Raw genomic sequence first — 24699 nt, forward strand, 5'->3', positions numbered from 1 at the left:
CACAAACTCCGCAGCGAGGAACCGGCCTAAGCAGGTGCTTGTGTGGCCTCGCCGCGGCAGCTAAGAAGTAGGGTCTCTGCGTGCACGTGATCAGACTAACACGCACCTCTTACGCGGCTTCAAACGCTAGTTCCCAAAGGCGGACTGGCACGTAACCTGCGCTGCGGTCTGTCCGCTCAGGTCCCCCAGATCGCCCAGGTCCTTCATGGCCGAACCCGAGGCAAAGTCGGCGCCGATTTCCACGGACACGCCGGCCGCGGCAGGGCTCAGCACTACCTGAACATCGGGGATATTCAGGACCCGTGCCACTTCCAGTGCCATTTCTTCATAGCCATAGCCGAAGAACACCTGGGTTGCCGGGCTCTCCGCTGCGGCCGTGCCGCCGGCGAGGGCCTGGACAAAGCCCTGGGACACCAGGGACTGAGCTACGGAAGAGTCGCGTCCGGCAGTGCCGGATGCGTTGAGCAGGGTCACGGGAACGGCAGCCGGATCCACTGTGACAGCCGGTTCCTCAACCGGTGCTGCCGGCTCCGTGGCGGCATCCGTCGGTGCCGGGGTTTCTTCCGTGCCGTTGGTGATGCCCTTGTCCGCCTGAAGTGCGTCAAAAAGAGGCTGGGCGTTGGGTTCGTCGAGGACAAGGCGGTTCGGATCGTATTCGTACGGAACCACGGGCGCCGTCACGAATGCGATGCTGCCCAGGTCGGTATCCTTCAGCCGGGTGGCCAGGGATACCAGGTCCGGGATCTGGGCCAGGCCGTCATCAACAGTGAGGTTTTTGGTGACAGTCTCGGCGATCGAGTACAGCTTGGGCAGGTTGTTCAGCGTGCCTTCGTCCTTGACCTTGCGGACCATGGAGGCGAGGAAGCTCTGCTGGGCACGGATACGGCCCTCATCGCCGCCGTTGCCGAAACCGTGCCGGGTCCGCAGGAAGGCCAGGGCCTGTTCACCCTGGATACTGCTGACACCGGCGGGGATATTCAGGCCGGAAAGCGGGTCATCCACCGGCTGATTGACGCAGACCTCCACGCCGCCCAGCGTATTGGACAGTTCTTCTACGGCATCAAAGTCAGCCATCATAAAGTGGTCGATGGTCAGGCCGGTCAGCTCGTTGATGGCCGCGACCGTGCAGCCGGGGCCGCCGTTGCCCAGGGCTCCGTTCAGCTGTCCCAGGTCCATGGCCTCGTAGACAAGGCCGGATTCCGGATCCTGGCACTGCGGCAGCGGAACCAGCAGGTCACGCGGGAAGCTGACAACGGTCACGTTGGAACGGTCGGCCGAAAGGTTGACCAGCATCATGACATCGGAGTTGTTCGAATTCTGGCCGTCACGCTGGTCCGTGCCGAGGACCAGGATCTGCATGGGATCAGTGTTGGCATCCACCTGCTCCACTGAGTCGCCGGAGCCCAGGTTCAGCGGCTGTGTATCGAAGTTGCCCTGCAGGCGCAGTACCTGGACCACGCCGAAGACAACCCCGGCGACGAGCACGAGGGAAAGGAACGCGGCAATGCCCTTAAGAACCGGGTGGCCGGCGGACGCCCTGCGGGACAGGTGTCTGCCGCCGGGTACGGCGGAAGCGCCCGACCCTCCGGTAGATTTTCCCGAGGGGCCGCCGCCCGTTGCGGCACGGCGAGATGACATAGCCGGTCCCCTTCATGAATCGATATGCTCAAACGAATGTTCAAAGTGTAAGGGCTGCTGCTGGGAACAGACCCCTGCCGGTGCTTCCGGCCCGGCCCGCTGCCCGGAGGCAGGGACCGGCCGGGCCTAGAAGCCCAGCTTGACGAGCTGCTTGGGATCCCGCTGCCAGTCCTTGGCTATTTTCACATGCAGGTCCAGGTAGACCCGGGTGCCCAGGAGCGCTTCAATACCGCGGCGGGCGGCGGTACCGACCTCGCGCAGCCGGGATCCGCCGCGGCCAATGATGATGGCTTTCTGGGAGGAACGCTCCACGTAGAGGTTGACCCGTACGTCCAGCAGCTGGTTGTCCTCGCTGCGCCCTTCCCGGGGAACAATCTCCTCCACCACAACGGCCAGCGAGTGAGGAAGTTCATCCCGTACGCCTTCCAAGGCGGCCTCGCGGACGAGTTCGGCGACCATAACGGCTTCAGGCTCGTCAGTGAGCTCACCGTCGGGGTAAAGCGGCGGCGAGGCAGGCATGTGGCCTACCAGTACGTCGGCTACGGTATCCACCTGGAACCCGTCGGCAGCCGAGACGGGCACAACGTCGGCCCACCCCTTCTCGCCGAGCACCTCATTGCCCAGCGCCGTGACGGACATCAGCTGCTTCGCCAGTGCCGCACGGTCCACCAGGTCCGTCTTGGTGACCAGGGCGATCACGGGGGTACGCTTCAACGCCGCCAGCTGGGCCGCGATGTAGCGGTCACCCGGGCCAACCGCCTCGTTGGCAGGCAGGCAGAAACCGATCGCATCCACCTCGGCCAGCGTGTCTGCCACCAGCTCGTTCAGCCGCTTGCCCAGGAGGGTACGCGGGCGGTGCAGGCCGGGAGTGTCCACGAGGATCAGCTGGGAGTCCTCGCGGTGCACGATGCCGCGGATGGTATGCCTGGTGGTCTGCGGCTTGGCGGAGGTGATAGCCACCTTGGAACCGACCAGCGCATTGGTCAAAGTGGACTTGCCGGCGTTGGGCCGGCCCACCAGGGAAACAAATCCTGCGCGGAATTTCGGGTCAGTCATTTCGGGGTACCAATTCTGTAGAGCGGGAGCGGTGGGCAGTGTTCCTGCCGTCGTCGCGGGATTCTTCGTTTTCTGCTGCAGGGGCCGCTTTCCACGCCAGGACGTGGGAGACGCGGTTCCGGCGTCCCTCCAGGCGCTCGGCGTGCAGGGTGATGCCTTCGACCTCTACCTCGCTGCCGACAATGGGGACACGGCCGAGGACCTTCGCGAGCAAACCGCCCACGGTGTCCACTTCATCATCCTCCAGTTCGACGTCGAAGAGCTCACCGAGGTCATCAATACCGGCTTTGGAACTCACCCGGTAGCGGCCGCCGCCCAGGTTTTCTATCTCGGGGCGCTCGGAATCGTACTCGTCAACAATCTCCCCGACGATCTCTTCGATCAGGTCTTCGAGGGTGACCAGTCCGGCGGTGCCGCCGTATTCGTCGATGACGATGGCCACGTGGGTGGACTCCCGCTGCAGTTCCTGCAGCAGTTCGCTGACGGCCTTGGACTCGGGCACGTAGCGCACGCTCCGGGCAAAGTCCTCAACCTTCTGCACGGAGGCGTGATCCGGGTCGCTGTGGACCTGGGCGGCAACGTCCTTCAGGTACAGGATGCCCACCAGATGGTCCGCGCTGTCCTCGATCACCGGGACCCGGGAATAGCCCGAGCGCAGGAACAGGGACATGGCCTGGCGCAGGCTGCTGCCGGCGTCAATGCAGACCATGTCGGTACGCGGGACCATCACCGACCTGACCTTGGTGTCTCCGAGTTCGAAGACGGAGTGGATCAGTTCCGCTTCCGTGTCCTCGATCATGTCCGCATCCGAGGCGCGGTCCAGCAGTTCGCGGAATTCCTCTTCGGTGAAGAAGGCGGCATCCGGTCCCTGGGTGCCGGGTGCCACCGCGGTTCCGAGCCGGACCAGCCAGCCGGGAACCGGTCCGAGCACCGCGCGCAGCACCCGCACCAGTCCCGCCGTCATCACGACGACGGCGGTGACGTGCTTGCGCCCGATCTGCCGGGGTGAAACGCCCACCAGGACGAAACCGACGGCTGCCATGGTGACCGTGGCCAGCAGCCCGGCGAGCCAGATGTTGTCCAGTACCAGCTGGAACAGGGTGGCCACGGACACCGCCATGGCCATTTCAAACCAGACACGCCAAAACCGCAGGGCGTGCATATGGGCCACGGGGTGGGCAAGGATGCGCCGCAGCGGGGCACCGGCCTTGCCGTTCAGCAACGCCTCGGCGTCCTGCCGGGGAAGGTAGCCGTAGGCGGATTCCGCAGCGGTCAGCAGACCTGCCAGGAACATAAACGCCATGGCCATAACGATCAGGACGCCAATACTCAACTGCGCGTCTCCTTGGGCGCTTCTTTGCCCGTGTAGGCAGAGAGCAGGCGGCGCTGGAGGCCGAACATCTCCTTCTCCTCCTCCGGCTCGGCGTGGTCATAGCCGAGCAGGTGGAGCACGCCGTGTGTGGTGAGGAGTAGGAGTTCGTCCTGGGTCTCGTGGCCGGCATCCTGCGCCTGGCGGGCTGCCACCTGCGGGCAGAGCACAATATCGCCAAGCACGCCGGCGGGAGTTATCCGTCCTGCCGTGCCGGGGCGCAGCTCATCCATGGGGAAGGAGAGGACATCTGTGGGGCCGGGAAGGTCCATCCACTCGATGTGCAGCTTCTCCATGGCGTCCTCGTCCACCAGGATGATGGACAGGTCCGCTTCCGGATGCACGTAGAGGCTGTCCAGCAGGTACCGGCCCAGCCGGGCCAGCTCTTCCTCGTCAATGGCCGGGGCTGAGGATTCGTTATTGACTTCGATGCTCATTTACGGGCCTCCCGCCCGTGCTGATTGGATAGTCCGCGGTTGTTGGCACGTCCGCCGCCGCCTTCGGCCGGGGTCCGGCTCAGCCGGCGGGTTTCATCCCACTCGCTGTAGGCAGTAACAATGTCGCTGACCAGCCGGTGCCGCACAACGTCGACGGCCTGCAGCTCGGAGAACGCGACGTCGTCAATGTCACCGAGGATGTCGTGGACGATGCGCAGCCCGGAGGCAGTGCCGCCCGGCAGGTCCACCTGGGTGACGTCACCCGTGACCACCATCTTGGAGCCGAAGCCGAGGCGGGTAAGGAACATCTTCATTTGTTCCGGCGTGGTGTTCTGCGCTTCGTCGAGAATGATGAAGGCATCGTTGAGGGTCCGGCCGCGCATGTAGGCCAGGGGTGCCACCTCGATGGTGCCCGCCGCCATCAGCCGCGGAATGGATTCCGGGTCCATCATGTCGTGCAGGGCGTCGTACAGCGGACGCAGGTAAGGATCAATCTTGTCGCTGAGTGTGCCGGGCAGGAAGCCGAGCCGCTCCCCCGCTTCCACCGCGGGGCGGGTCAGGATGATCCGGTTGACTTCCTTCTGCTGCAGCGCCTGGACGGCCTTGGCCATGGCCAGGTAGGTCTTGCCCGTGCCGGCGGGGCCGATGCCGAAGACCACCGTGTTGCGGTCAATCGCATCCACGTAGTTCTTCTGGTTCAGGGTCTTGGGCCGGATGGTCTTGCCGCGCGTGGACAGGATGTTCTGCGTCAGGACATCCGCCGGGCGGACGGCGGTCTGGTCCCGCAGCATGCTGATCAGCTGCTCCAGGACCTGCGGCGTAACCCGGGTCTGGTTGCGGGCCAGGATCCGCACTTCGTTGACCAGCCGCACCGTCTGCTCCACGTCCGCGGACGGGCCGGACACGGAAAGCTCATTGCCCCGCACCAGCATGCTCACCTCGGGGTTGGCCGCCTCAATGATCCGCAGGGCCTCGTCATTGGCCCCCAGCGACTGGACCATGTGTTCCGTGGAATCAAAGACTATGGTCTGGGTGTCCCGCCGGATGGTGCCGATTTCCATTGAAGATTCGGTCATATAGTCGGCCCTCGCAGGCCTTTCATCGCCCCTTTTGGTAAGTCGCGTTCAGAGTTTGGAATGGTGCAGTCGCCGGGTGCCGCCGGCTCGCGCCCGCAGCACCCCGAAATGTCAACGCCGGCACGGCGCCGGTTATTTCCGATGCGCAACGGCGCCGGCGGGTCTGCCGGCTACCTAAATGTTACTTGATGTGCCCCGCCCCGGGCGGGAGTTGAGCCGGAATATCTCGGCATCGCAACGGTGATGTCTCAATCGTGTTTCAGTCCGGACGCCAGCCGCAAACGGCGCCGGATGGCCCTAAACCGTATGTAAAGGTTGAAGACGTACATTTTGCCCCGACCGCCTGAGGAGGATTGATGGTCACCCTGTTGCCGGGCCGAGCATCCTCCCCTGACGCCGCCCGCCGCAGCCGCAGGCTGGTCCGTGCGGGCGCCGGTGCCGCACTGCTCGTGGCAATGCTGGCCACGGGCGGCTGCGGAGTGGTGGCGGAGTATCCCACCACCACCATGCCCACGGCCTTCAGCGCCGAGTCCCGCAGCCTGGCACCAATGACCATTTCACCGCCGGCGGAAGCGGGCTCCGGCACGCTGATGCCCGTCTACTGGCTCGGACTGAACGACACCACGGTGAGCCTTTACCGCGAATTCCTGCAGTCCGACAATACCGGCGACCCCATCGGCGAAGCGGTCCGCGCCATGACGGCAGGAAAGCCGCTGGATCAGGACTACTTCACGCCGTGGCAGCCCGCGGACAAGGTGACCGCTTCCATTTCCAGCAAAAACGTCATCACGGTGGACATCCCGTCGAAGGCTTTCAAGGGATCCCTGGACGCCGGCATGGCCCACCGAGCGGTGCAGCAACTGGTGTACACCGCCACCGCCGCGGCGGTGAACGCCGGACTGACAACGGTAGGCCAGGAAAGCACCGTGGTGGTGCTGGTGGACGGCAAAGCCGGCTACCGTGCCTTCGGCCACGAATCCCTGGAAGAACCGCTGCGGCGCGATCCGTCCCTGGTAGCCCCCATCTGGATCATTGATCCGCAGGAATCCCAGGTCCGGCCCACCTCGCTCACCGTCACCGGCACAGCCGCATCGCAGCCGGAGGGCCTGTACTGGCGGGCCGAACCCGTAGTGGATGGCCGGCCCTCCTCGGACGCCGTGGCCTCCGGCCGGGTCGACTTCCACGAAGGACCGGGTTCCACCCGGGAATTCACCTTCTCAACCACCCTGGCCCCCGGCACCTACAGCCTCAAGGTGTACTACAAGGGCCATGAGGCGGCAGGCGATTCCAAACGCATCACGGTCACTGCAGCGCCGGGAGACCCGGAGAGCTGACACCGGGCGCGGGACTTCGTTCCGCTACCAGCGGCCCAGCAGCTGGTTCAGCACTGCCAGGGCTGCGGGACCGGCGGTGGAGGAGCGCAGCACATGCGGTCCCAGCCGTACAGCCAGCGCCCCGGCGCCGCGCAGCAGTTCCAGTTCTGCCGCGCTGATCCCGCCCTCCGGACCGACCACTATCGCTATCTCTGCCGGCGCCGCCGTCCTGCCGGTTGCGTCTGCGCTGCGGCCCGGGAGGTTCCGCACCGCGTCCGCCAGGGGCGCGTCGGCTTCCTCATGCAGCACAAGGACCAGGTCCGTGTCCGCGAGCCGGCGGGCCAGGCCCCGGCTGTCCAGGACGGGTTCCACGCCGGGAATCCAGGCGCGGCGCGACTGCTTGGCGGCCGCCGTGGTCAGGGCCTGCCACTTGGCCTGCCCCTTCACCGCCTTTTCCGTCTTCCAACGGACAATGCTGCGGTCCGACTGCCACGGAATGACGTGATCCACGCCCAGTTCAGTGGCTGCCTCCACTGCCTGCTCATCCCGGTCCCCCTTGGCCAGGGCCTGGACCAGGATGAAACGAACTGCTGCCGGTGGTTCCTCCGCCGCGTGTTCCACGCTCAGTTCCAGCAGCGAGGGCCCGGTCGCGGACACGGTACCGGTGAGGCGCCGGCCCGCGCCGTCGACAATGTCCACGTTTTCGCCCGCACTGATGCGCTTGACGGAAACGGCGTGCCGGGCCTCAGGCCCCTCCAGGCGGAATGTGTCCCCCGGACTGGCCGCGGCCACCTGCGCCGGGTCCCCGAAAAAGATGGGGTTGGTCATCTCAGAGGTTGCCCAGCCGGTCCCGCAGTTTGGCAAATACGCCGGTGCCCGAGCTGTTCAGCCGGCCTTCGCTGTATTCCTCACCGCGCAGCTGGGCCAGCCGGCGGAGCAGTTCCTCCTGCTCGGAATCCAGCTTCTGCGGGGTTTCCACGTGCAGGTGGACGCGCAGGTCGCCGCGTCCGTGGCCGCGCAGGTGCGTGACGCCGAGACCGTTGAGCACGGTGACCTCGCCGGACTGGGTGCCGGGCTTGACCGTGACGTCGCGTTCGCCGTCGAAAGTGTCCAGTGTGACCGTGGTGCCCAGCGCTGCGGCGGTCATCGGCACCGTCAGGGTGGCATGGAGGTCATCGCCCTCGCGCAGGAAGGTGGGGTCATTATTGACCCGGATTTCCACGTAGAGGTCACCGGCGGGTCCGCCGGCGAGGCCGGCTTCGCCCTGCTGGCTCAGCTGGATCCGGGTTCCGGTGGCGACGCCGGCCGGGATCTTGATGTTCAGCGTGCGGCGGTTGCGGACGCGCCCCTCGCCGGAGCACTCGTGGCAGGGATCCGGAATGACCGTGCCGAAACCGCTGCAGGTGCCGCAGGGAGCCGAGGTCATGACCTGGCCCAGGATGGAGCGGACCGCCCGCTGGACCTGGCCGGTACCGTGGCAGATGTCGCAGGTACGCGGGGAGGTGCCGGGCTGGCAGCAGGACCCGTCACACGTGGGGCATACCACGGCGGTGTCGACGTCGATCTTTTTGTTGACGCCGAAGACAGCATCCTTGAGGTCAATCCGAACAGTAATCAGGGCGTCCTGGCCGCGCCGGCTGCGCGAGGCCGGGCCCCGGCCGCCGCCGGGTGCGCCGCCGCCGAAGAAGGTGTCGAAGATGTCCTGGAAGCCAAAGCCCTGGCCGCCGAAGCCGCCACCGCCGAAACCGTTGTCGGTTCCGTTTTCGTTCCCGGTGGTGTCATAGATACGCCGCTTCTCGGGATCGGAGAGGACCTCGTAGGCGTGCGTGACGGCCTTAAACTCGTCGGCGGCACCGGGAGCGTTGTTGACGTCCGGGTGCAGCTTGCGGGCAAGCTTCCGGTACGCCTTCTTGATTTCTTCACCGGTGGCGTCTCGTCCGACGCCCAGAACCTGGTAGTGATCGCTCACTCGTGCACATCGCTTCCTGCATTGCCTGCATTACCTGCCTTCATGGCTGAAGGCGTTGTTTGGAGTCCGGCAGGTTTCCCGGCCGGCGGGCGGCCCGCCAACGGCTGGCCGCGTGGAGTTCAATAAGCCTAGTTATTCAGTATTCGGGACAAGTATCGGGCCACGGCACGGACCGCTGCCATGGTGTTGGGATAGTCCATCCGGGTGGGGCCCAGGATGCCGACCTTGGCGGAGGCATCCGGCCCGTAGCCGGTGGCTACCACGGAGGCTTCGGAGAGGCCTCCGTACGGGTTTTCCCGTCCGATCCGGACGGCAACACCCCGGGCGTCCTGTTCCATTTCGGAGAGCAGCCGGAGCATTACCACCTGTTCCTCCAGGGCTTCCAGCACGGGGCCGATGGTCAGCGGGAAGTCTACCGTGGAGCGGGCAAGGTTGGCCGTTCCGGCCATCACCATGCGGTCCTCCCGGTTAATTCCGGCGAGCAGCTCCAGGCTGTGCCCGAGGGCGTCGGCAACCCGGCGGCGCGCCGCCGGAACGGTCGCCAGGGCTTCGGCGACGTGGCCGGTGATGCTGCTGAGCGGCGTCCCGGCCAGAGAGGACAGGAAGTGCTGGCGGAGGTCCGAAAGGTCGGGTTCGGTCACGGGTTCGGGGACCGTGATAACCCGCTGCTCCACCCGGCCCGTGGTGGAGATGAGCACCACGAGCACCTGGGCCGGGGCCAGGAGCACAAACTCGATGTGCCGGATCTTGGCATTGCCGAGGTGCGGGTACTGCACAACCGCCACCTGGTTGGTCAGCTGGGACAGCAGCCGCACGGTCCGGTCCATCACGTCGTCGAGGTCGTCTGCACCCTCCAGCAGGGAGGAAATGGCGCGGCGTTCGGGTGCCGAGAGGGGCTTGACGTCGGAGATCCGGTCCACGAACAGACGGTAGCCCTTGTCGGTGGGGATGCGTCCTGCCGAGGTATGCGGGGCGGTAATCAGCCCTTCTTCCTCCAGGGCCGCCATATCATTGCGAATCGTCGCCGAAGACACTCCCAGGTGGTGGCGTTCCACCAGGGCCTTGGATCCCACCGGTTCACGCGAATGGACGTAATCCTCAACAATGGCACGGAGGACCTCGAGTCGGCGTGGCTCACTCATGGTTTTCCCTCCCTGTTAATTGGCGGGCGCATCAGAAGGGCGCGTCCTTGTGATGCGGCGTGCGGAGCACCTGCGCCGCCGGGGCGCCGCTTAGCACTCACAGTGTTCAAGTGCTAAGTCTAGTACGGAACGGCAGCGTTGTTAGCATTGAGGGATCCGCGGCCCCGCTGCGGTCAGCTCCCTGATTCAGCAACAGTAGCGAGGCAAGCAACGTGTCCAACTTCTCCTGGGGCCCGCAGGACATTACTGCGCCGGCCCGGACCACCCTGCGCAAAGTCGGTGCCGAATCCGGCCTGGTCCTGGAGGACGTCGCCACCGGCTGGGTGGGAGCGGTGATCCGGGTGGAAAAGTCCGGCGGGCTGCACCTTATGGTGCTGGAGGACCGCCGCGGCAAGCGAAAATCCTTTGAGCTCGGTTTTGGTTTCCTGCTGGAGGGCGAGCCCGTGGAGGTCACGGCCCCGCAGGCGGCCGGCACCAAAGCCGGTCCGGCACGCACGGCGTCAGGTTCGGTGAAGGTGGCCAACCAGCGCGCGCGCACCGCACGGGCGAGCCGTATCTGGGTGGAAGGCAAGCACGACGCCGAGCTGGTGGAGAAGGTCTGGGGTGATGATCTCCGGGTGGAGGGAATTGTCGTGGAGCCCCTGCACGGCGTGGATGACCTCTATTCCGCGGTGAAGGACTTCGCTCCCGGCCCGGGGCGCCGCCTCGGCATCCTGGTGGACCATCTGGTACCCGGCTCCAAGGAGTCCCGCATCGCCGCCGAAGCCATGACCTGCCCCGGCGCGCACGGGAACGTACTGATTGTGGGCCACCCCTACGTGGATGTCTGGCAGGCCATTAAACCCTCGGTGATCGGTCGCAGCGCCTGGCCGGTGGTCCCCCGGCACCTGGATTGGAAGACCGGGATCCTGCAGGGACTGGGCTGGCCCCACGCTGACCACACGGATGTGGCCATGGGCTGGAAGAAGCTCCTTGGGCAGGTAAACACCTACGCCGATCTGGAACCGTCGCTGCTGGGCAGGGTCGAGGAAGTCATCGATTTCCTGACCGTGCCGGAATGAGACACACGACTCATCCGCCGTCGCCGTTCCGTTATAAAGCGGCCCAGCCAGTACTCTTGTTCAATACGTAGTAGCGGACCGACCCTGTGTCAGCACGAGTCAGAAGGAAATTACGCCGTGTCCAACACACGCCAGAATCACCAGCCACGACCGGATGAACACGGCAGCGGACAACGCCCTGTCTATCAGGGGGCACCGGCCAACGCCCTGCCCCTGACCGCCTCCGAAGACCGGCAGTGGGCAACCATGGCGCACTTTGGCGGCATCCTTGCTTTTGTTCCGTCGCTGATCATTTACCTTGTTTTCCGCGACCGCGGACCGTTCACCGCCCAGGAATCAAAGGAAGCGCTTAACTTCACGCTTCCGCCCAGCATTGCTGCCCTGATTGTCTGGATGCTGTCCTTCATCCCTGTTGTCGGCGGATTCTTTGCCGTGCTCAACGCCCTGATCTGGGTCTACGTTGCCGTGTCCTCCGTGATCGCGGGCATTGAGTGCAACCGCGGAAGGCCCTACCGCTACCCGTTCAACCTGCGCCGCATCAAGTAGGCATCTTCCCCGGAAGCTGCGCTGCTTAGTCCGGCAGCAGCCGCCGGACCACGGCGTCGGCCAGAAGCCTCCCCCGGCCGGTCAGGATCACCCGTCCCGTCAGCGCGGCACGCGGATCAACCAGGCTGTCAGCCATCAGTCCTGCCACCGCCAGCCGCCCCGGTTCCCGGAGCCTGGACAGGTCCAGCCCCTCGGCCAGCCGCGTGCGCAGCATAATGTCTTCCACATACCGGGTGTCGGCGTCGAGCGTCTCCCGCCCGACCGCCGGCGACTCGCCCGCACCAATCCGCTGGGCGTAGGCCGTGGGGTGCTTGGCGTTCCACCAGCGCACACCGCCTGCATGGGAGTGCGCCCCGGGGCCGATCCCCCACCAGTCATCGCTGCGCCAGTAGGCCAGGTTGTGCCTGCACTGGTCAGCAGGTGTGCGTGCCCAGTTACTGACCTCGTACCAGGACAGGCCGGCGGCGCTCATCATCTCGTCGGCGAGGACGTACTTGTCCGCGTGGTCGTCGTCGTCAATGGGCGGAACCTCCCCGCGCCGCATCCGGGCAGCGAGCTTGGTGCCTTCTTCGATGATCAGCGCATAAGCGGAGATATGGTCAGGCTCGTAGCTCAGCGCTTCCTCGAGGGAGGTTTTCCAGTCCGCCATGGACTCCCCCGGCGTCCCGTAGATCAGGTCCACGCTGACGTGCAGGCCGGCTTCGCGCGCCCACTTCACCGCCTGCGGCACCCGCGAGGGCGTATGCGTGCGGTCCAGGACCGCCAAAACGTGCGGCACCGCGGACTGCATACCAAAGGACACACGGGTAAACCCGGCGTCCGCGAGCAGCTGAAGGGACTCCGGGGTGACCGAATCCGGGTTGGCCTCGGTGGTGACCTCCGCGCCGGGCTCCAGTCCCCACTGGTCGACGGCGGTGCGCAGGATAGCTGCGAGGTCTTCAGCCGGCAGCAGCGTGGGCGTGCCGCCGCCGAAGAAGACCGTGCCCATGCGGCGCTCCGGCAGGCCGGAGCGCCGCATGGCGTCGGCCGCGAAAACCACTTCCCGTTCAGCCGTGCCGGCATAGGCGGCCTGCGAGGCTCCCCCGCCGAGTTCCGTGGCGGTGTAGGTGTTGAAGTCGCAGTAGCCGCAGCGGACGGAGCAGAACGGAATGTGGACGTAGAGCCCGAAATTCCGGTCCGCTGCTCCGTCCGCGGCCTGGGCGGGGAGAAGACCGTCGGCGGGTGCCGGGTCCCCGAGGGGCAGTGCGCTGGGTGTCACTTCTTGGATTTGTCCTTGGATTCGTCGGAGGAAAGTGCTGCCACGAAGGCTTCCTGCGGGACCTCCACGCGGCCCACCATCTTCATGCGCTTCTTGCCTTCCTTCTGCTTTTCCAGCAGCTTGCGCTTACGGCTGATGTCGCCGCCGTAGCACTTGGCCAGCACGTCCTTGCGGATGGCGCGGATGGATTCGCGGGCAATGATGCGGGAACCGATGGCGGCCTGGATGGGCACCTCGAACTGCTGGCGCGGAATGAGTTCGCGCAGCTTGCCCGTCATCATCACGCCGTAGCTGTAGGCCTTGTCCTTGTGGGTGATGGAGCTGAAGGCGTCCACCTGCTCGCCCTGGAGCAGGATGTCCACCTTGACCAGGTCCGCCACCTGCTCGCCGTCGGCCTTCCAGTCCAGCGAGGCGTAACCGCGGGTCTTGGACTTGAGGATGTCGAAGAAGTCGAAGACGATCTCCGCCAGCGGCAGACGGTACCGGATTTCCACCCGGTCCTCGGAGAGATAGTCCATGCCGCCCAGGACACCGCGGCGGGCCTGGCACAGCTCCATAATGGCGCCGACAAATTCGCTCGGCGCCAGGATCGTGGCCGAGACCATCGGCTCGCGGACCTCTTTGATCTTGCCTTCGGGGTATTCGCTGGGGTTGGTCACCTTGACGACCTTTTTGTCCTCAAGCGTCACCTCGTATTCCACGTTGGGTGCGGTGGAGATCAGGTCCAGGTTGTATTCACGCTCAAGGCGTTCACGGGTGATTTCCAGGTGAAGGAGGCCCAGGAAACCAACACGGAAACCGAAGCCCAGCGCCGCAGAGGTCTCGGGTTCGTACACCAGGGCGGCATCGTTGAGCATCAGCTTTTCGAGGGCGTCGCGCAGCACCGGGTAGTCGGCGCCGTCGATCGGGTACAGCCCGGAGAAGACCATGGGCTTGGGATCGGCGTAACCGGGCAGCGATTCGGTGGCCGGCTTGGCAAGGTTGGTGACGGTGTCGCCCACCTTGGACAGGCGGACATCCTTCACACCGGTGATGAGATACCCCACCTCACCAACACCCAGTCCCTTGGACGGGGTGGGTTCGGGTGAGCTGACGCCGAGCTCCAGGAGTTCATGGCTGGCGCGCGTGGACATCATCTGGATGCGCTCGCGCGGGGACAGTGAACCGTCGATCACGCGAACGTAGGTGACCACGCCGCGGTACGTGTCATACACGGAGTCGAAGATCATGGCCCGGGCAGGGGCATCCGGATCTCCGACCGGGGCAGGAATGTCGCGGACAATCTTGTCCAGCAGGTCCTCCACGCCCACACCGGTTTTGCCCGAGACCTTCAGGACATCCGCCGGATCGCCGCCGATCAGGTTCGCGAGTTCCTCGGCGTACTTCTCCGGCTGCGCTGCCGGGAGGTCGATCTTGTTCAGGACCGGAATGATCGTCAGATCGTTTTCCATGGCCAGGTACAGGTTCGCGAGCGTCTGTGCCTCGATGCCCTGCGCTGCGTCCACGAGGAGGATAGCTCCCTCGCAGGCGGCCAGGGACCGGGAGACCTCGTAGGTGAAGTCCACGTGGCCCGGGGTGTCGATCATGTTCAGTGCATAGGACTGTCCATCCAGTTCCCACGGCATGCGCACGGCCTGGGACTTGATGGTGATGCCGCGCTCGCGCTCGATATCCATCCGGTCCAGGTACTGGGCCTTCATGTTCCGATGCTCAACCACGCCGGTCGACTGGAGCATACGGTCGGCCAGGGTGGACTTGCCGTGGTCGATGTGGGCGATGATGCAGAAGTTTCTGATGATCGCCGGATCCGTCGCGGCAGGCACCGGCGAGAAGCGGGCCATAGGTGACACTGTGGCGGTTCCTTTACTGTTCCCGGGACTTTCCGACGCATCACGCGGGTGCGCGGGTATTCGGTGCTGGAGTCCCGGAGGGCTGATGGGTGTTCTTTCGAATTAACAGTCTCCCACGTTTGCCCGTCCGGGCAGGAACTCTGGTGCCGGGCCATTTGCTGCGCCGGGGGGAATAACGTAGTGCCATGCCATTCAACGCCCGCTCTTTTGTCTCCCTGGCCCGTTCGGCGGCACGCCTGCTCCGCCAGGTTTCCGCCACGGGCGCCCAGCCGCAGGGCACGCGTTCGGGCCCCCGTGCCGGCACCGGCGCCCGGACACCGTCGCCGCGGACACCGTCCCCCTCCCCCGGCCTGAGACCCGGCGCCGGACGTGCCGGGAAGAACAGCGCTGCCCGCAACTACCAGGGGCCGCTGAGCCCGGTCTACGCCCCGCAGCCCGACGGCGACCCTGACCCGGGCGAGGTTGTGTGGGCCTGGGTTCCCTTCGAGGATGACCCGTCGCAGGGCAAGGACCGCCCGGTCCTGCTGATCGGCCGGAACCGGGGATTGCTGCTGGGGCTGATGATGACCAGCCGGGACCGGAACAATTCCCGGAGCGCCGATCCGCGGTACCTTGATGTCGGCACCGGGCCTTGGGACAGCAAGGGCCGCCCGAGCGAGGTCAAGCTGGACCGCGTGCTGCAACTGGCACCGGAGGACGTCCGCCGGGAAGGCGCCGTCATGGACGAGTCCGTGTTTCGGCGGGTGGCCGCCGCGCTGGCTCAGCAGCGCCCGGCACGCTGAGGGCTGCGTTGGCGTACACGTGCCCAATCTCTGCTAACATTTATTGCTGTGTGTCCGCGCAGGTCGACGGGCACTTCAGCACAGGCGCCACAAACGGTATCCCCACGCCACTCAGTCAATGCCTGGGCTGAAATTCCCTCACCGACCAAGTCCGCAATACAAAGAGAGTTTATAAGTGGCCAATATTAAGTCCCAGAAGAAGCGCATCCTCACCAACGAGAAGGCGCGTCAGCGTAACAACTCGGTGAAGTCCGAGCTGAAGACCGTCATCAGCAAGGTTGATGCCGCAGTCAAGGCCAGCGACAAGGACGCAGCAGCCGAAGCGCTGAAGACCGCCAGCCGCAAGCTGGACAAGGCCGTCAGCAAGGGCGTTATCCACAAGAACAACGCTGCCAACCGCAAGTCGGCCATCTCCAAGAAGGTCAGCGCGCTCTAAGCAGCCAGTACAGACTTACATCTACGGCCGGTCCCTTCGGGGGCCGGCCGTTTTTGGTTTAACACCGTCTCTGCTCCGGGACCGTCAGCTTTTAGCCACAGGGTCTGCTTTCATCCAGAGGACGCTGCGGCGCGGCTATCGCCCGGAGGCCGCCAGGGCAATGACGGTCACGGCACGTTCCACGGCGTACACCGGATCGCGGCCGGCGCCCTTGACCTGGGCGTCGGCTTCGGCGAGGGCCTGTACGGCTTCGATGAGGGATTCCGAGGTCCACCGCTGGGCATCCCGCCGGGCCTGGTCCACCTGCCAGGGCGCCATGCCGAGCTCTTTGGCCATGGAGGCTGAGGAGCCGCGCAAATTGGCTACCCGCGCTACGGCCCGTACCTTCATGGCCAGGGCACCGACCAGCGGGACCGGGTCCACTCCAGTATCCAGGGCATGCCGCAGCATGGACAGTGCCTGCGCTGCCCGGCCGGCAAGGGCGGCATCGGCGACCTTGAACGCCGTCGCCTCCACGCGGCCGCCGTAGTAGCGTTCCACGAGTTCCTCGCTGACCTCGCCGGTGGAGTCGCTGATCAGCTGCTGGCAGGCGGCCGCGAGTTCGGATAGTTTGGAGCCGACGGCGTTGACCAGTGCCCGGGCGGCAGCAGGGTCGATGCGGCGCCGGGCGGTACGGAATTCGGAGGTCACGAAGTCGAGTTTTTCGGCGTCCTTCTTGAACGGCTGGCATTCCACCACGGGGGCACCGGCTGCCTTGACGGCGTCCAGCAGCTTCTTGCCGCGGTTGCCGCCGCTGTGATGCAGCACCAGGACTGCATCCGGTGACGGATCCTTCAGGTAGGCGAGGGTTTCGGTGAGGAAATCCTCGTTCATGGAGGCCAGGTTGACCGCCTCGATGAGTTTGGCTTCGCCGAACAGTGAGGGACTGGACTGGAGGGTGAGTTCCCCGGACGCATAGGTCGCGGCGTCAAATTGCACCAGTTCGGTGTCAGGCTGTTTTTCCCGCAGCAGGGTGCGGATCCGGTCCCGTGCCCGGGAGGCCAGATAGTCCTCCGGGCCGGCCAGCAGCACAACGGGAGCGGGTTCCACATCGCGCCAGGAGGCCGTCGCGGATGTCTTGCTGCCGGAGGTTTTGCCGCCGGAGCTGCGCTTGGATGGAACGGCCGGATTCACAGCTGGATCTCCTGGGATGGTGCGGGCGGGCCGAGGCGGCGGGCCGAAGCGGGTTGAGCGGGGCGGCGCGTATCCGCAGCGCGGACCGGCCTACTCCAAGATTGCCATGCCGGCCCGGCCCCGCCAATTTTGCACCTGCCCGTGTTTGCTTCCGGCCGGTTCCCTCCGAAGGGCAGACTCCGGGACTCCTCCGTTTTTGCCGGTTGACCCGTCCCGGATCTTTGCCGGTTCCTCGGCCAGGTCAATTATTCACCGCAACCCGCTGATCCGCAGGGCGTCCTCCTCCCGGGCCACCACTATGGTGCCAAGGACATCGGTGCGCGCCACCGCCGTACCGGAGCGTTCCAGCCCTTCAATAATCTGCGGAGCGGGATGTCCATAGTCATTGTCCGCACCGACCGATATGACCGCCAGAGAGGGACGGGTTGCACGCAGCCAGGCGTCGCCGCCGTTGCGGGCACCGTGATGGGGCACCTTGAGGACATCCACCCCGGACCGCAGTCCAGGATGGGATGCCAGCACCGCTGTCGCGGCGTCTGTCTCCGCATCACCGGTGAGCAGGATTGTCAAGGGCGTCCGGTCCGCCGTGCCGACACTCAGCAGCAGGACGGCGCTGGCATTGTTCTCATCGTCCTCCCCCGCAGCGGACCCCGACGTGCTCCCGGCCGTTTCCGGCGGCCAGAGAACTTCCCAGCTCACATCCCCTGCACTGCCCGTCATTCCCGCCGTCAGCTGCGTACGTGGCGCCGTTGATCCGGCGAGGGCGTCTTCGAGGTCCCGGGGCAGCCCGGCTCCCGCCGTGGAATAGCCCACCTCCCGTACGGTCCGCCCGGAGATAACACCGGCGGCTCCGCCGTAGTGGTCCAGGTGTGCATGCGTGAGCACCAGCAGGTCGACGTTCTGCACACCCAGCCTGTCCAAACAGGTCTCCATGGCAGCCGGTTCCCCGCCGGTATCCACCACGACGGCGCTGCCCGGCCCGGTACGGACGGCCAGCCCGTCTCCCTGCCCTACGTCGCAGGCAGCAAGAACCCACTCATCTGCCTGACCCGGCAGCCCCTCCCCCACGCTTCTGAGTGCCAGCACCGTTCCCGCCGGCAGGATCAGTACGACGACGGCGCCGGCTACCGTCCAGCGGCCAACCTTGCCGGGCCTGGCCTGCCAGGGAACGACGCTCCACCGTCCCGCCTTCCAACCATGGCCCCGGCGCCGGGGCGGACGGTCCCGATGCCTGCTTCTGCCGCGGGACAGGTACAGGACCAGAGCGGTCCCTCCGGCCGCCGCCGCTGCCATCAGCACGAACCCCGGTCCGCCGGCGGGCCAGGGCTGCAGCGCGCCGGGCGCGGATTCGAAGGTGCGGGCGGTGCCGGCCACCCACCAGGCCCCTGCGGCCGAAGCGACCAGCGGCGCCGCGGCCAGCGGCGGGGCCAGGCCCACTACGGCGACGGCCAGCATGCCGACAATGGTCACCACCGGGACAACAGGGGCGGCCACTAAATTGGCGGGCACCGAATATACCGGCAGCTGCGGCTGCAGAAGAACCAGTACCGGGGCGCAGAACAGCTGCGCGGCGATCGGTACGGCCAGCGATGCCGCGAACCAGAGCGGAAGTCTGCGGGACAACACCAGCACCAGGTGCGGCCCGAGAACCACCAGGCCCAGCGTGGCGCAGACCGAGAGGATGAACGCGTAGCTGGTACACAACCACGGATCGATGGCCAGCAGGACGGTGATGGACAGGAGCAACAGTGCCACGGGCAGGCGGCCGCGTCCGGAGAGAACTGCCAGCGTGCCCAGGCCGCCCATGACCGCTGCCCGCAACACGCTGGGATCGGGCCGGACGAGCAGGACAAACGCCGCCAGTCCGGCCAGTGCCAGGAGCACTGCCGCTGCTCGGGGCACGCGGGCCGCGCGGGCGGTGAGGAAGATGAAGGCCAGGAGATACGAGCAGTTGGCGCCGGAGACTGCCGTCAGGTGGGTCAATCCGGTGGTTTTCATCGCCTGGCCAAGGTCCGGGTCCAACGTGCTGCGGTCGCCGAGCACCATTCCGGCTAAAAGCCCGTCCACGGATACGCCGCGGTCCGCAGAGGCCTGCACAAAGTCGGCCCGCAGCTGCGCGGTAGCACCGTACCAGCCTCCGGCGGGGCGGATGTCCGGGGCCGCTGCTGCACGAAGGAGCGCCAGGTTCCGGTCGCCGGGCGGAAGTTTGCTCAATGCCCCGGCACTGCTAAACCCGTCACCCCACCGGATGCCTGCATAGTCATCTCCACCGACCACCAGAATGGGTGCGGCACTGCCAAAGCGCTTCCCGTCCGCCGTAGCGCTGTCGGCGACGGCGTCCACCAGATAGCGGGGCCTGCCGGTGAAGCGGTCCGGTGTGGCCGCCCGGGCATCGGAGACGGCACGGAACTCTCCGCTTACTGATCTCTCCGCGGCAATCACCCCGGCCATCGGACCGTTGCTGCGCTCCGCCAACGCACCGGCCGCCCCGGCACAGACCAGTGCCACGGCCGCCAGGGGCACTGCCGTCCCCCTGAACAGGGCAGCGGGATTGAACCGGGCAGGGGAATCGGACAGTGCGGCGCGATTGGACAGCTCGGCGCGGCTGGACCGCTCGGCGCGATCGGACAGTGCGGCAGGGCGGCGGCGCGCCAGGACCCCCGTTAGCAGCAGGAAACCGACACTCACCGCAGCCACGATGCCTGCTGTCAGCCATCCGGACGAGGGTGGCAGCCGGACCGCGAGGAAAGCGGCAGCCCACGCCGCCGCGGCCGTCGGGAGCAGCCGCATTTCACGCAGCGGTACCGGCTCCGCTGCCCCTAACCTGGACCGCCGGGTTGCCTCCCGCCGGATCTGCCGTCGTGCAGCAGGCACCGGTAACGGCTTCTCCGCTCCCGGCTCGGCTGAACACGGTTCGGCTGCACCAGGTTCGCTTGCACCGGGTTCGGCTGCACCGGGCATGGAGCCCCGGGCCGAAGACACATACCGGGCCCAGTCCCCCTGCTGACTCATACCGGAGCAGCTATACCGTCACGAGCGGCAGGAGCGCGGCCATCATGGCTTCACCGATGCCCGGCACTGCGTCCAGGTCCTCGGGCCGGCTGAAGCTTCCGTGCTCGGTACGCCACGCAATGATCCGCTCCGCGAGGACCGGCCCCACCCGCGGAAGCGTCTCCAGCTCGGCAGCGTCGGCGGTGTTCAGGTTGACCTTGGCAGCCGAACCGGCATCGGGCCCTGTCGGTGAACCGCCGGCGGCCGCGCCGCCTCCAGTTCCCCCGCCGGTGTCCCCGTTGGCCCCGGCGGGTGGAGGTGCCTCTTCACCGATCCGGGGAACCAATACCATCGCCCCGTCCTGCGCCGGGGCGGCAAGGTTCACGGCGGTGAGGTCCGCGTCGGCGGCCGTTCCGCCGGCGGCATCAACGGCATCGACTATCCGGCTGCCGGGCGGCAGACGCACAATACCTGGACGCTGCACGGCACCGGCGATGTGGACTACCACCGTGGCGGGACCCGGATCCGCTTCCGCCGCCTCAGGTGAAGGAACCGGGGAAGCCGGCCGGGTGCTCCCCGCTGTGCCGGTACCGGCAGCTCCTTCGGCATCTGCCGGGGCAGTGGAGGCGGGCGCGGACAGCTCAACGCTGGCGATGGGCGCAGGGCCTGTGTCGCGGAGCAGCACAGCTGCCGCTGCGCATCCCAGCAGCAGACACACTGCCAGCACTGCCGCCGGCAGCGAAAGCGCCCACCGGCGCCGAAACCCGGGAGGATCCGGGGACTCATCCTGCCCGGTGTCCGCGGTGCCCGCAGTGTCCCAACGATGCTGTGCCATCCGCCGAACCTAGCTGCAGGCCTGCCCCTCCCTGCGCACCGATTGGCAGCGAGTGGAGCGGGACCGCCGGAACGCTGCCGGCAGCCGCGGTGTGGAGGACAAGAACATAGTGTGGAGGACAAGAACATGCTGAAGGAAGACGCCGCCGAGGACAACACCCGGGAATCCCGGGCGTGCTTCCCTAGGCCTTGTCTGCAGGGGCAACCCCGCCGGATCCCAGCTCACCGGGGTTTGCGGGCCCCTCCTGTGTGCGGGTCCCGGACCCGGCAGCCCCGTCGCCGGCCACCGCCACCGCCAAAACGCCCAGCCCGGCATGGGCCGCCAGAACTGCCGGGAGCGGACAGATAAGGATTTCCACCTCCGGGGCCGCGGCACCGATGATGCCGGCAAGCCGCTCCGCCTCGGCCGCATTGCCGAAGTGGTGCACCGCGGCACGGACCTTTCCGGTCCGGCCGGCAATATCCTCCTGCACCAGTTCGGCCAGCCGGGCCAGCGCTTTCGGGGCGGTGCGGACACGTTCCAGCGGGACCACCCGCCCGTCACGGATCACCAGGATCGGTTTGACGGCCAGCAGGGTACCCAGCCAGCCGGCGGCAGCCCCGATGCGCCCTCCGCGGCGCAGCTGGTCCAGGCTGGGCACGTAGAAAAGTATGTTTGAGTCCGCGGCCACGGCGCGTGCGCACGCGGAGACGGTCTCTGCCGAGTTGCTGCTCCGGGCACTCTCGGCAGCCGCGGCCACGGCAAAACCCAGTCCCATGGCCGCCGTCGTGCTGTCGATCACTTCCACCGGAACGGATGCGGAGCGGGCGGCCAGCCTGGCGGAGTCCACGGTGCCGGAGAGCTGCCCGGACAGGTGCACGGAAACCACCGAGGTGCAGCCGGCGGCTGCCAGCTCGGCATACGCAGCCTCAAACCGGCCCGGCGCCGGACGGGAGGTGCGTACCGGGTGCCCCTGGGCCAGGGCCATGGCCAGTGCCGGGATCAGGTCTTCGGAGCCTTCCCCGTAGATCTGGTCGCCGATCATCACCGGCATCGGAACAACCCGCACGAACTCCGACACCTTCGCCGCTTCGGCCCACCCCGCGGGCAGGGCGGCTGCCGAGTCGGTGACTATGCCCACGACCGGCCCGGGGGCGGCGGCAGTTGCCCGCTGCCGCCCCCTGGCCCGCAGTGCGAGCCGTTCCAGCCAGTCCATGGTTCCGGTGCCTAGGCCGGAACGATGTTCACGAGCTTGGGCGCCCGGACAATCACGGTGCGGATGCCGCGGCCGTCCAGGGTGCGCTGCACGGCCTCGGAGGCCAGCGCGGCCTCACGCAGGTCATCCTCGGAAATGTCCGCGGCCACCTCGAGCCGGTCACGGACCTTCCCCTGGACCTGGACCACGGCGGTGACCGTGTCCTGCACCAGCAGGGTTTCATCCACAGTCGGCCATCCGGCGTTCACCACGGAGGCGTCGCGGCCCAGCAGGTTCCACAGATCCTCGGCCGTGTACGGGGCGAAGAGGCTCAGGATCACCGCAACCGCCTCGGCCGCTTCGCGTACTGCCGGGTCGGCACCGCCCACGCCGGAATCGATGGCCTTGCGGGTGGCGTTGACCAGCTCCATCAGCTTGGCCACCACCACGTTGAACTTGTTGTTCTCCAGCAGTTCGGTGGCGTCCGCGACGGTCCGGTGGGTCATGGCACGGAGTTTTTTGTCCCCGCCCGTGAAGGCGATGCCGGGTTCGCTGCTGACGTCCTGGCCGAGGCGCCAGGCGCGGGCCAGGAACTTCGCAGAGCCCGACGGCGAGACGTCCGCCCAGTCGACGTCGTCCTCCGGCGGGGACGCGAAGATCATGGTCAGGCGCACGGCGTCGACGCCGTACTTATCCAGCTGCTGGCCCAGGTCCACGCCATTGCCCAGGGACTTGGACATGGCCTTGCCCCCGTTGAGCACCTGGCCCTGGTTCAGCAGCGAGCTGAAGGGCTCACTTGCCGGCAGCAGGCCCATGTCATGGACCACCTTGGTGAAGAACCGCGCGTAGAGCAGGTGCAGGATGGCGTGCTCGACGCCGCCCACGTACTGGCCAACGGGCATCCAGTTCTTCGCAGCCTCGGGATCGAACGGGCCCTCGGTGAAGTGCGGGGAGACAAAGCGCATGAAGTACCAGGACGAGTCCACGAAGGTGTCCATGGTGTCGGTGTCGCGCTTGGCGGGGCCGGCACACTTCGGGCAGGAGACGTTGACCCATTCCTCGGCCGAGGCCAGGGGTGAGGTGCCCTTCGGCGCCAGGGCCTCGCCCTTCAGCCCGGTGGGCAGGGTGACGGGCAGCTGGTCATCCGGAACCGGAACCTCGCCGCACTTTTCGCAGTGGATGATCGGGATGGGCGTGCCCCAGAAGCGCTGGCGGGAGAGCAGCCAGTCCCGCAGGCGGAAGTTCACGAACTTCTCCCCCGTGCCCTGCTCTTCGAGCATGGTGATGGCGGCCGGGATCGCTTCGGACTTCGGCAGTCCGTCGAGGGTGCCGGAGTTGATCAGGGTGCCTTCGCCGGTGGTGGCCACGCCGCTGACGGCGGGATCCTCTTCGCCGGTGTCCAGGACCGCCTTCACGGGCAGGTCGAAGGTCCTGGCGAAGTCCAGGTCACGCTGGTCGTGCGCCGGGACCGCCATGATGGCGCCCGTGCCGTAGTCGGCCAGCACATAGTCGGCGGCCCAGACGGGCAGCTTTTCGCCGTTAAGCGGGTTCACTGCGTAGCGGCCGGTAAAAACGCCGGTCTTGGTGCGTTCGGTGGACTGGCGCTCGATGTCCGAGAGGGCCTTGACCTGTTCCCGGTACGCCGTCAGCGCATCGCGGTTCTCATCGGTGACCAGGTCCATCGCCAGCGGTGCGTCTGCCGCCACGACAAAGAACGTGGCACCGGCCAGGGTGTCCGGGCGGGTGGTGAAGACGGTGACCTGCTCTTCGCCCTTGCCGCCGGCGGCTTCGATGACGAAGCGGACGTGGGCACCTTCGGAGCGGCCGATCCAGTTCTTCTGCATAGCCAGCACGCGCTCGGGCCAGTGGCCCTTGAGCTGCTCCATGTCATCGAGCAGGCGGTCCGCGTAATCGGTGATCTTGAAGTACCACTGGTTCAGGGACTTCTTGGTGACCTGGGTGCCGCAGCGTTCACAGGCGCCGTTGACTACCTGTTCGTTGGCCAGCACGGTCTGGTCCTTGGGGCACCAGTTGACCGGGGAGTTCTTCCGGTAGGCCAGACCACGCTCGTAGAAGCGCGTGAACAGCCACTGGGTCCAGCGGTAGTACTCCGGGTCCGAGGTGTGGATGCGGCGGGACCAGTCAACACTGATGGCGTAGCGCTTGAAGGATTCAGCCTGGGTTTCAATGTTGCGATAGGTCCAGTCGCTGGGGTGCGCGTTGTTCTTGATCGCGGCATTCTCAGCCGGCAGGCCGAAGGAATCCCAGCCGATCGGGTGGAGCACGTCGTAACCGAGCTGGCGCCAGTAACGGGCGACGACGTCGCCCATGGCGAACGCTTCGGCATGGCCCATGTGCAGGTCACCCGACGGGTAAGGGAACATGTCCAGGACGTAGCGGCGCTCGCGCGAGCCGTCGTCGGCAGGGGTGAATACGCCAAGGTCCTCCCAGACCTGAGGCCATTTCTGCTCGATGGCCGCGAAACTGTAGACGGCCTCTTCCTGCTGATCAGTCTGTGACTGCGTGCTCACTATGCTTCGCCTCTGTCCTGAAAGAAAAATGTTGATCCGCGCATTCCGGGCCCGTGTTCCCC

At 66.5% G+C, this 24699-nt stretch carries 20 protein-coding genes; 5 read left to right on the top strand and 15 right to left on the bottom strand.

The genetic code is table 11. The annotated features are described in order from the left end of the window. Positions 1-126 precede the first annotated feature (126 nt). From MUK71_RS09095 to MUK71_RS09115, 5 genes are all read right to left on the bottom strand, one after another. Positions 127-1638, bottom strand: a complete 1512-nt coding sequence (locus MUK71_RS09095) for an LCP family protein (protein ID WP_227927774.1) — start codon at positions 1636-1638, stop codon at positions 127-129. Between the two features lie 126 nt (positions 1639-1764). Next, complete coding sequence (gene era / locus MUK71_RS09100; protein ID WP_227901804.1) at positions 1765-2694, bottom strand: GTPase Era; 930 nt, start codon at positions 2692-2694, stop codon at positions 1765-1767. Further along, complete coding sequence (locus MUK71_RS09105) at positions 2687-4003, bottom strand: hemolysin family protein (RefSeq protein WP_423724599.1); 1317 nt, start codon at positions 4001-4003, stop codon at positions 2687-2689. Before MUK71_RS09105 ends, era begins: the two co-directional genes overlap by 8 nt. Before the next feature lie 20 nt (positions 4004-4023). Beyond that, on the bottom strand, positions 4024-4500 hold the full coding sequence (ybeY, locus tag MUK71_RS09110) for an rRNA maturation RNase YbeY (protein WP_227901802.1): 477 nt from the start codon (positions 4498-4500) through the stop codon (positions 4024-4026). Then, complete coding sequence (locus tag MUK71_RS09115; RefSeq protein ID WP_227901801.1) at positions 4497-5576, bottom strand: PhoH family protein; 1080 nt, start codon at positions 5574-5576, stop codon at positions 4497-4499. The genes ybeY and MUK71_RS09115 overlap by 4 nt, the downstream gene beginning before the upstream one ends. Positions 5577-5932: 356 nt before the next feature. Here MUK71_RS09115 and MUK71_RS09120 point away from each other — a divergent pair, with 356 nt between their 5' ends. Next, on the top strand, positions 5933-6910 hold the full coding sequence (locus MUK71_RS09120; protein ID WP_227927772.1) for a GerMN domain-containing protein: 978 nt from the start codon (positions 5933-5935) through the stop codon (positions 6908-6910). A gap of 24 nt (positions 6911-6934) precedes the next feature. On the opposite strand, the gene MUK71_RS09125 is transcribed toward MUK71_RS09120, so the two are convergent. The 3 genes from MUK71_RS09125 to hrcA all read right to left on the bottom strand — a co-directional run bounded on the left by MUK71_RS09125 (position 6935) and on the right by hrcA (position 10000). Then, positions 6935-7717 (bottom strand): 16S rRNA (uracil(1498)-N(3))-methyltransferase, encoded by a 783-nt coding sequence (locus MUK71_RS09125; protein ID WP_227901799.1) that lies wholly within the window; start codon positions 7715-7717, stop codon positions 6935-6937. Position 7718: 1 nt separating this feature from the next. After that, a complete protein-coding gene (dnaJ, locus tag MUK71_RS09130; protein ID WP_227927771.1) occupies positions 7719-8858 on the bottom strand; it encodes a molecular chaperone DnaJ in 1140 nt (379 codons plus the stop codon). 128 nt (positions 8859-8986) lie between these two features. Beyond that, complete coding sequence (hrcA, locus tag MUK71_RS09135) at positions 8987-10000, bottom strand: heat-inducible transcriptional repressor HrcA (RefSeq protein WP_227901797.1); 1014 nt, start codon at positions 9998-10000, stop codon at positions 8987-8989. A 212-nt stretch (positions 10001-10212) separates the two neighbouring features. On the opposite strand from hrcA, the gene MUK71_RS09140 reads away from it, so the two are divergent. Both MUK71_RS09140 and MUK71_RS09145 read left to right on the top strand, forming a co-directional pair. Further along, the gene (locus tag MUK71_RS09140) at positions 10213-11061 is read left to right on the top strand and encodes a DUF3097 domain-containing protein (protein WP_227901796.1); all 849 of its coding nucleotides are present in this window, start codon (positions 10213-10215) and stop codon (positions 11059-11061) included. A 117-nt stretch (positions 11062-11178) separates the two neighbouring features. Further along, positions 11179-11607, top strand: coding sequence for a DUF4870 domain-containing protein (locus MUK71_RS09145; protein WP_227901795.1), 429 nt, complete (start codon positions 11179-11181; stop codon positions 11605-11607). A gap of 25 nt (positions 11608-11632) precedes the next feature. Here MUK71_RS09145 and hemW read toward each other — a convergent pair whose 3' ends face one another. Continuing rightward, entirely contained in the window at positions 11633-12865 is a 1233-nt protein-coding gene (hemW, locus tag MUK71_RS09150) for a radical SAM family heme chaperone HemW (RefSeq protein WP_227927770.1), read from the bottom strand. Beyond that, positions 12862-14715, bottom strand: coding sequence for a translation elongation factor 4 (lepA, locus tag MUK71_RS09155; RefSeq protein ID WP_227901793.1), 1854 nt, complete (start codon positions 14713-14715; stop codon positions 12862-12864). Before lepA ends, hemW begins: the two co-directional genes overlap by 4 nt. A 185-nt stretch (positions 14716-14900) precedes the next feature. Between lepA and MUK71_RS09160 the strand changes: the two genes are divergently transcribed. Continuing rightward, positions 14901-15497 carry a type II toxin-antitoxin system PemK/MazF family toxin gene (locus MUK71_RS09160; RefSeq protein WP_227927769.1) on the top strand — a complete coding sequence of 199 codons (597 nt, stop codon included), beginning with the start codon at positions 14901-14903 and terminating at the stop codon, positions 15495-15497. Between the two features lie 175 nt (positions 15498-15672). Further along, complete coding sequence (gene rpsT / locus MUK71_RS09165) at positions 15673-15933, top strand: 30S ribosomal protein S20 (protein ID WP_146361896.1); 261 nt, start codon at positions 15673-15675, stop codon at positions 15931-15933. A 135-nt stretch (positions 15934-16068) separates the two neighbouring features. On the opposite strand, the gene holA is transcribed toward rpsT, so the two are convergent. The 5 genes from holA to leuS form a co-directional block, all read right to left on the bottom strand. Beyond that, positions 16069-17106 carry a DNA polymerase III subunit delta gene (gene holA, locus MUK71_RS09170; protein ID WP_423723306.1) on the bottom strand — a complete coding sequence of 346 codons (1038 nt, stop codon included), beginning with the start codon at positions 17104-17106 and terminating at the stop codon, positions 16069-16071. 249 nt (positions 17107-17355) lie between these two features. Continuing rightward, entirely contained in the window at positions 17356-19896 is a 2541-nt protein-coding gene (locus MUK71_RS09175; RefSeq protein ID WP_227927768.1) for a ComEC/Rec2 family competence protein, read from the bottom strand. A gap of 232 nt (positions 19897-20128) precedes the next feature. Next, positions 20129-20932: a ComEA family DNA-binding protein gene (locus MUK71_RS09180; protein WP_227901790.1), complete on the bottom strand. Its 804-nt coding sequence runs from the start codon at positions 20930-20932 to the stop codon at positions 20129-20131. A 181-nt stretch (positions 20933-21113) separates the two neighbouring features. Then, complete coding sequence (locus MUK71_RS09185) at positions 21114-22127, bottom strand: DegV family protein (RefSeq protein WP_227901789.1); 1014 nt, start codon at positions 22125-22127, stop codon at positions 21114-21116. 11 nt (positions 22128-22138) lie between these two features. Further along, the gene (leuS, locus tag MUK71_RS09190) at positions 22139-24640 is read right to left on the bottom strand and encodes a leucine--tRNA ligase (RefSeq protein ID WP_423724598.1); all 2502 of its coding nucleotides are present in this window, start codon (positions 24638-24640) and stop codon (positions 22139-22141) included. Between the last annotated feature and the right edge of the window lie 59 nt (positions 24641-24699).

The organism is Arthrobacter zhangbolii, from assembly GCF_022869865.1.
GTDB lineage: Bacteria > Actinomycetota > Actinomycetes > Actinomycetales > Micrococcaceae > Arthrobacter_B > Arthrobacter_B zhangbolii.

Bases quoted from the DNA above. Each gene is read 5' to 3' on its own strand.
- MUK71_RS09095 (WP_227927774.1), bottom strand. From the start codon at position 1,638: ATGTCATCTCGCCGTGCCGCAACGGGCGGCGGCCCCTCGGGAAAATCT.
- era (WP_227901804.1), bottom strand. From the start codon at position 2,694: ATGACTGACCCGAAATTCCGCGCAGGATTTGTTTCCCTGGTGGGCCGG.
- MUK71_RS09105 (WP_423724599.1), bottom strand. From the start codon at position 4,003: ATGGCCATGGCGTTTATGTTCCTGGCAGGTCTGCTGACCGCTGCGGAA.
- ybeY (WP_227901802.1), bottom strand. From the start codon at position 4,500: ATGAGCATCGAAGTCAATAACGAATCCTCAGCCCCGGCCATTGACGAG.
- MUK71_RS09115 (WP_227901801.1), bottom strand. From the start codon at position 5,576: ATGACCGAATCTTCAATGGAAATCGGCACCATCCGGCGGGACACCCAG.
- MUK71_RS09120 (WP_227927772.1), top strand. From the start codon at position 5,933: ATGGTCACCCTGTTGCCGGGCCGAGCATCCTCCCCTGACGCCGCCCGC.
- MUK71_RS09125 (WP_227901799.1), bottom strand. From the start codon at position 7,717: ATGACCAACCCCATCTTTTTCGGGGACCCGGCGCAGGTGGCCGCGGCC.
- hrcA (WP_227901797.1), bottom strand. From the start codon at position 10,000: ATGAGTGAGCCACGCCGACTCGAGGTCCTCCGTGCCATTGTTGAGGAT.
- MUK71_RS09160 (WP_227927769.1), top strand. From the start codon at position 14,901: ATGCCATTCAACGCCCGCTCTTTTGTCTCCCTGGCCCGTTCGGCGGCA.
- MUK71_RS09175 (WP_227927768.1), bottom strand. From the start codon at position 19,896: ATGCGGCTGCTCCCGACGGCCGCGGCGGCGTGGGCTGCCGCTTTCCTC.
- MUK71_RS09180 (WP_227901790.1), bottom strand. From the start codon at position 20,932: ATGGCACAGCATCGTTGGGACACTGCGGGCACCGCGGACACCGGGCAG.
- MUK71_RS09185 (WP_227901789.1), bottom strand. From the start codon at position 22,127: ATGGACTGGCTGGAACGGCTCGCACTGCGGGCCAGGGGGCGGCAGCGG.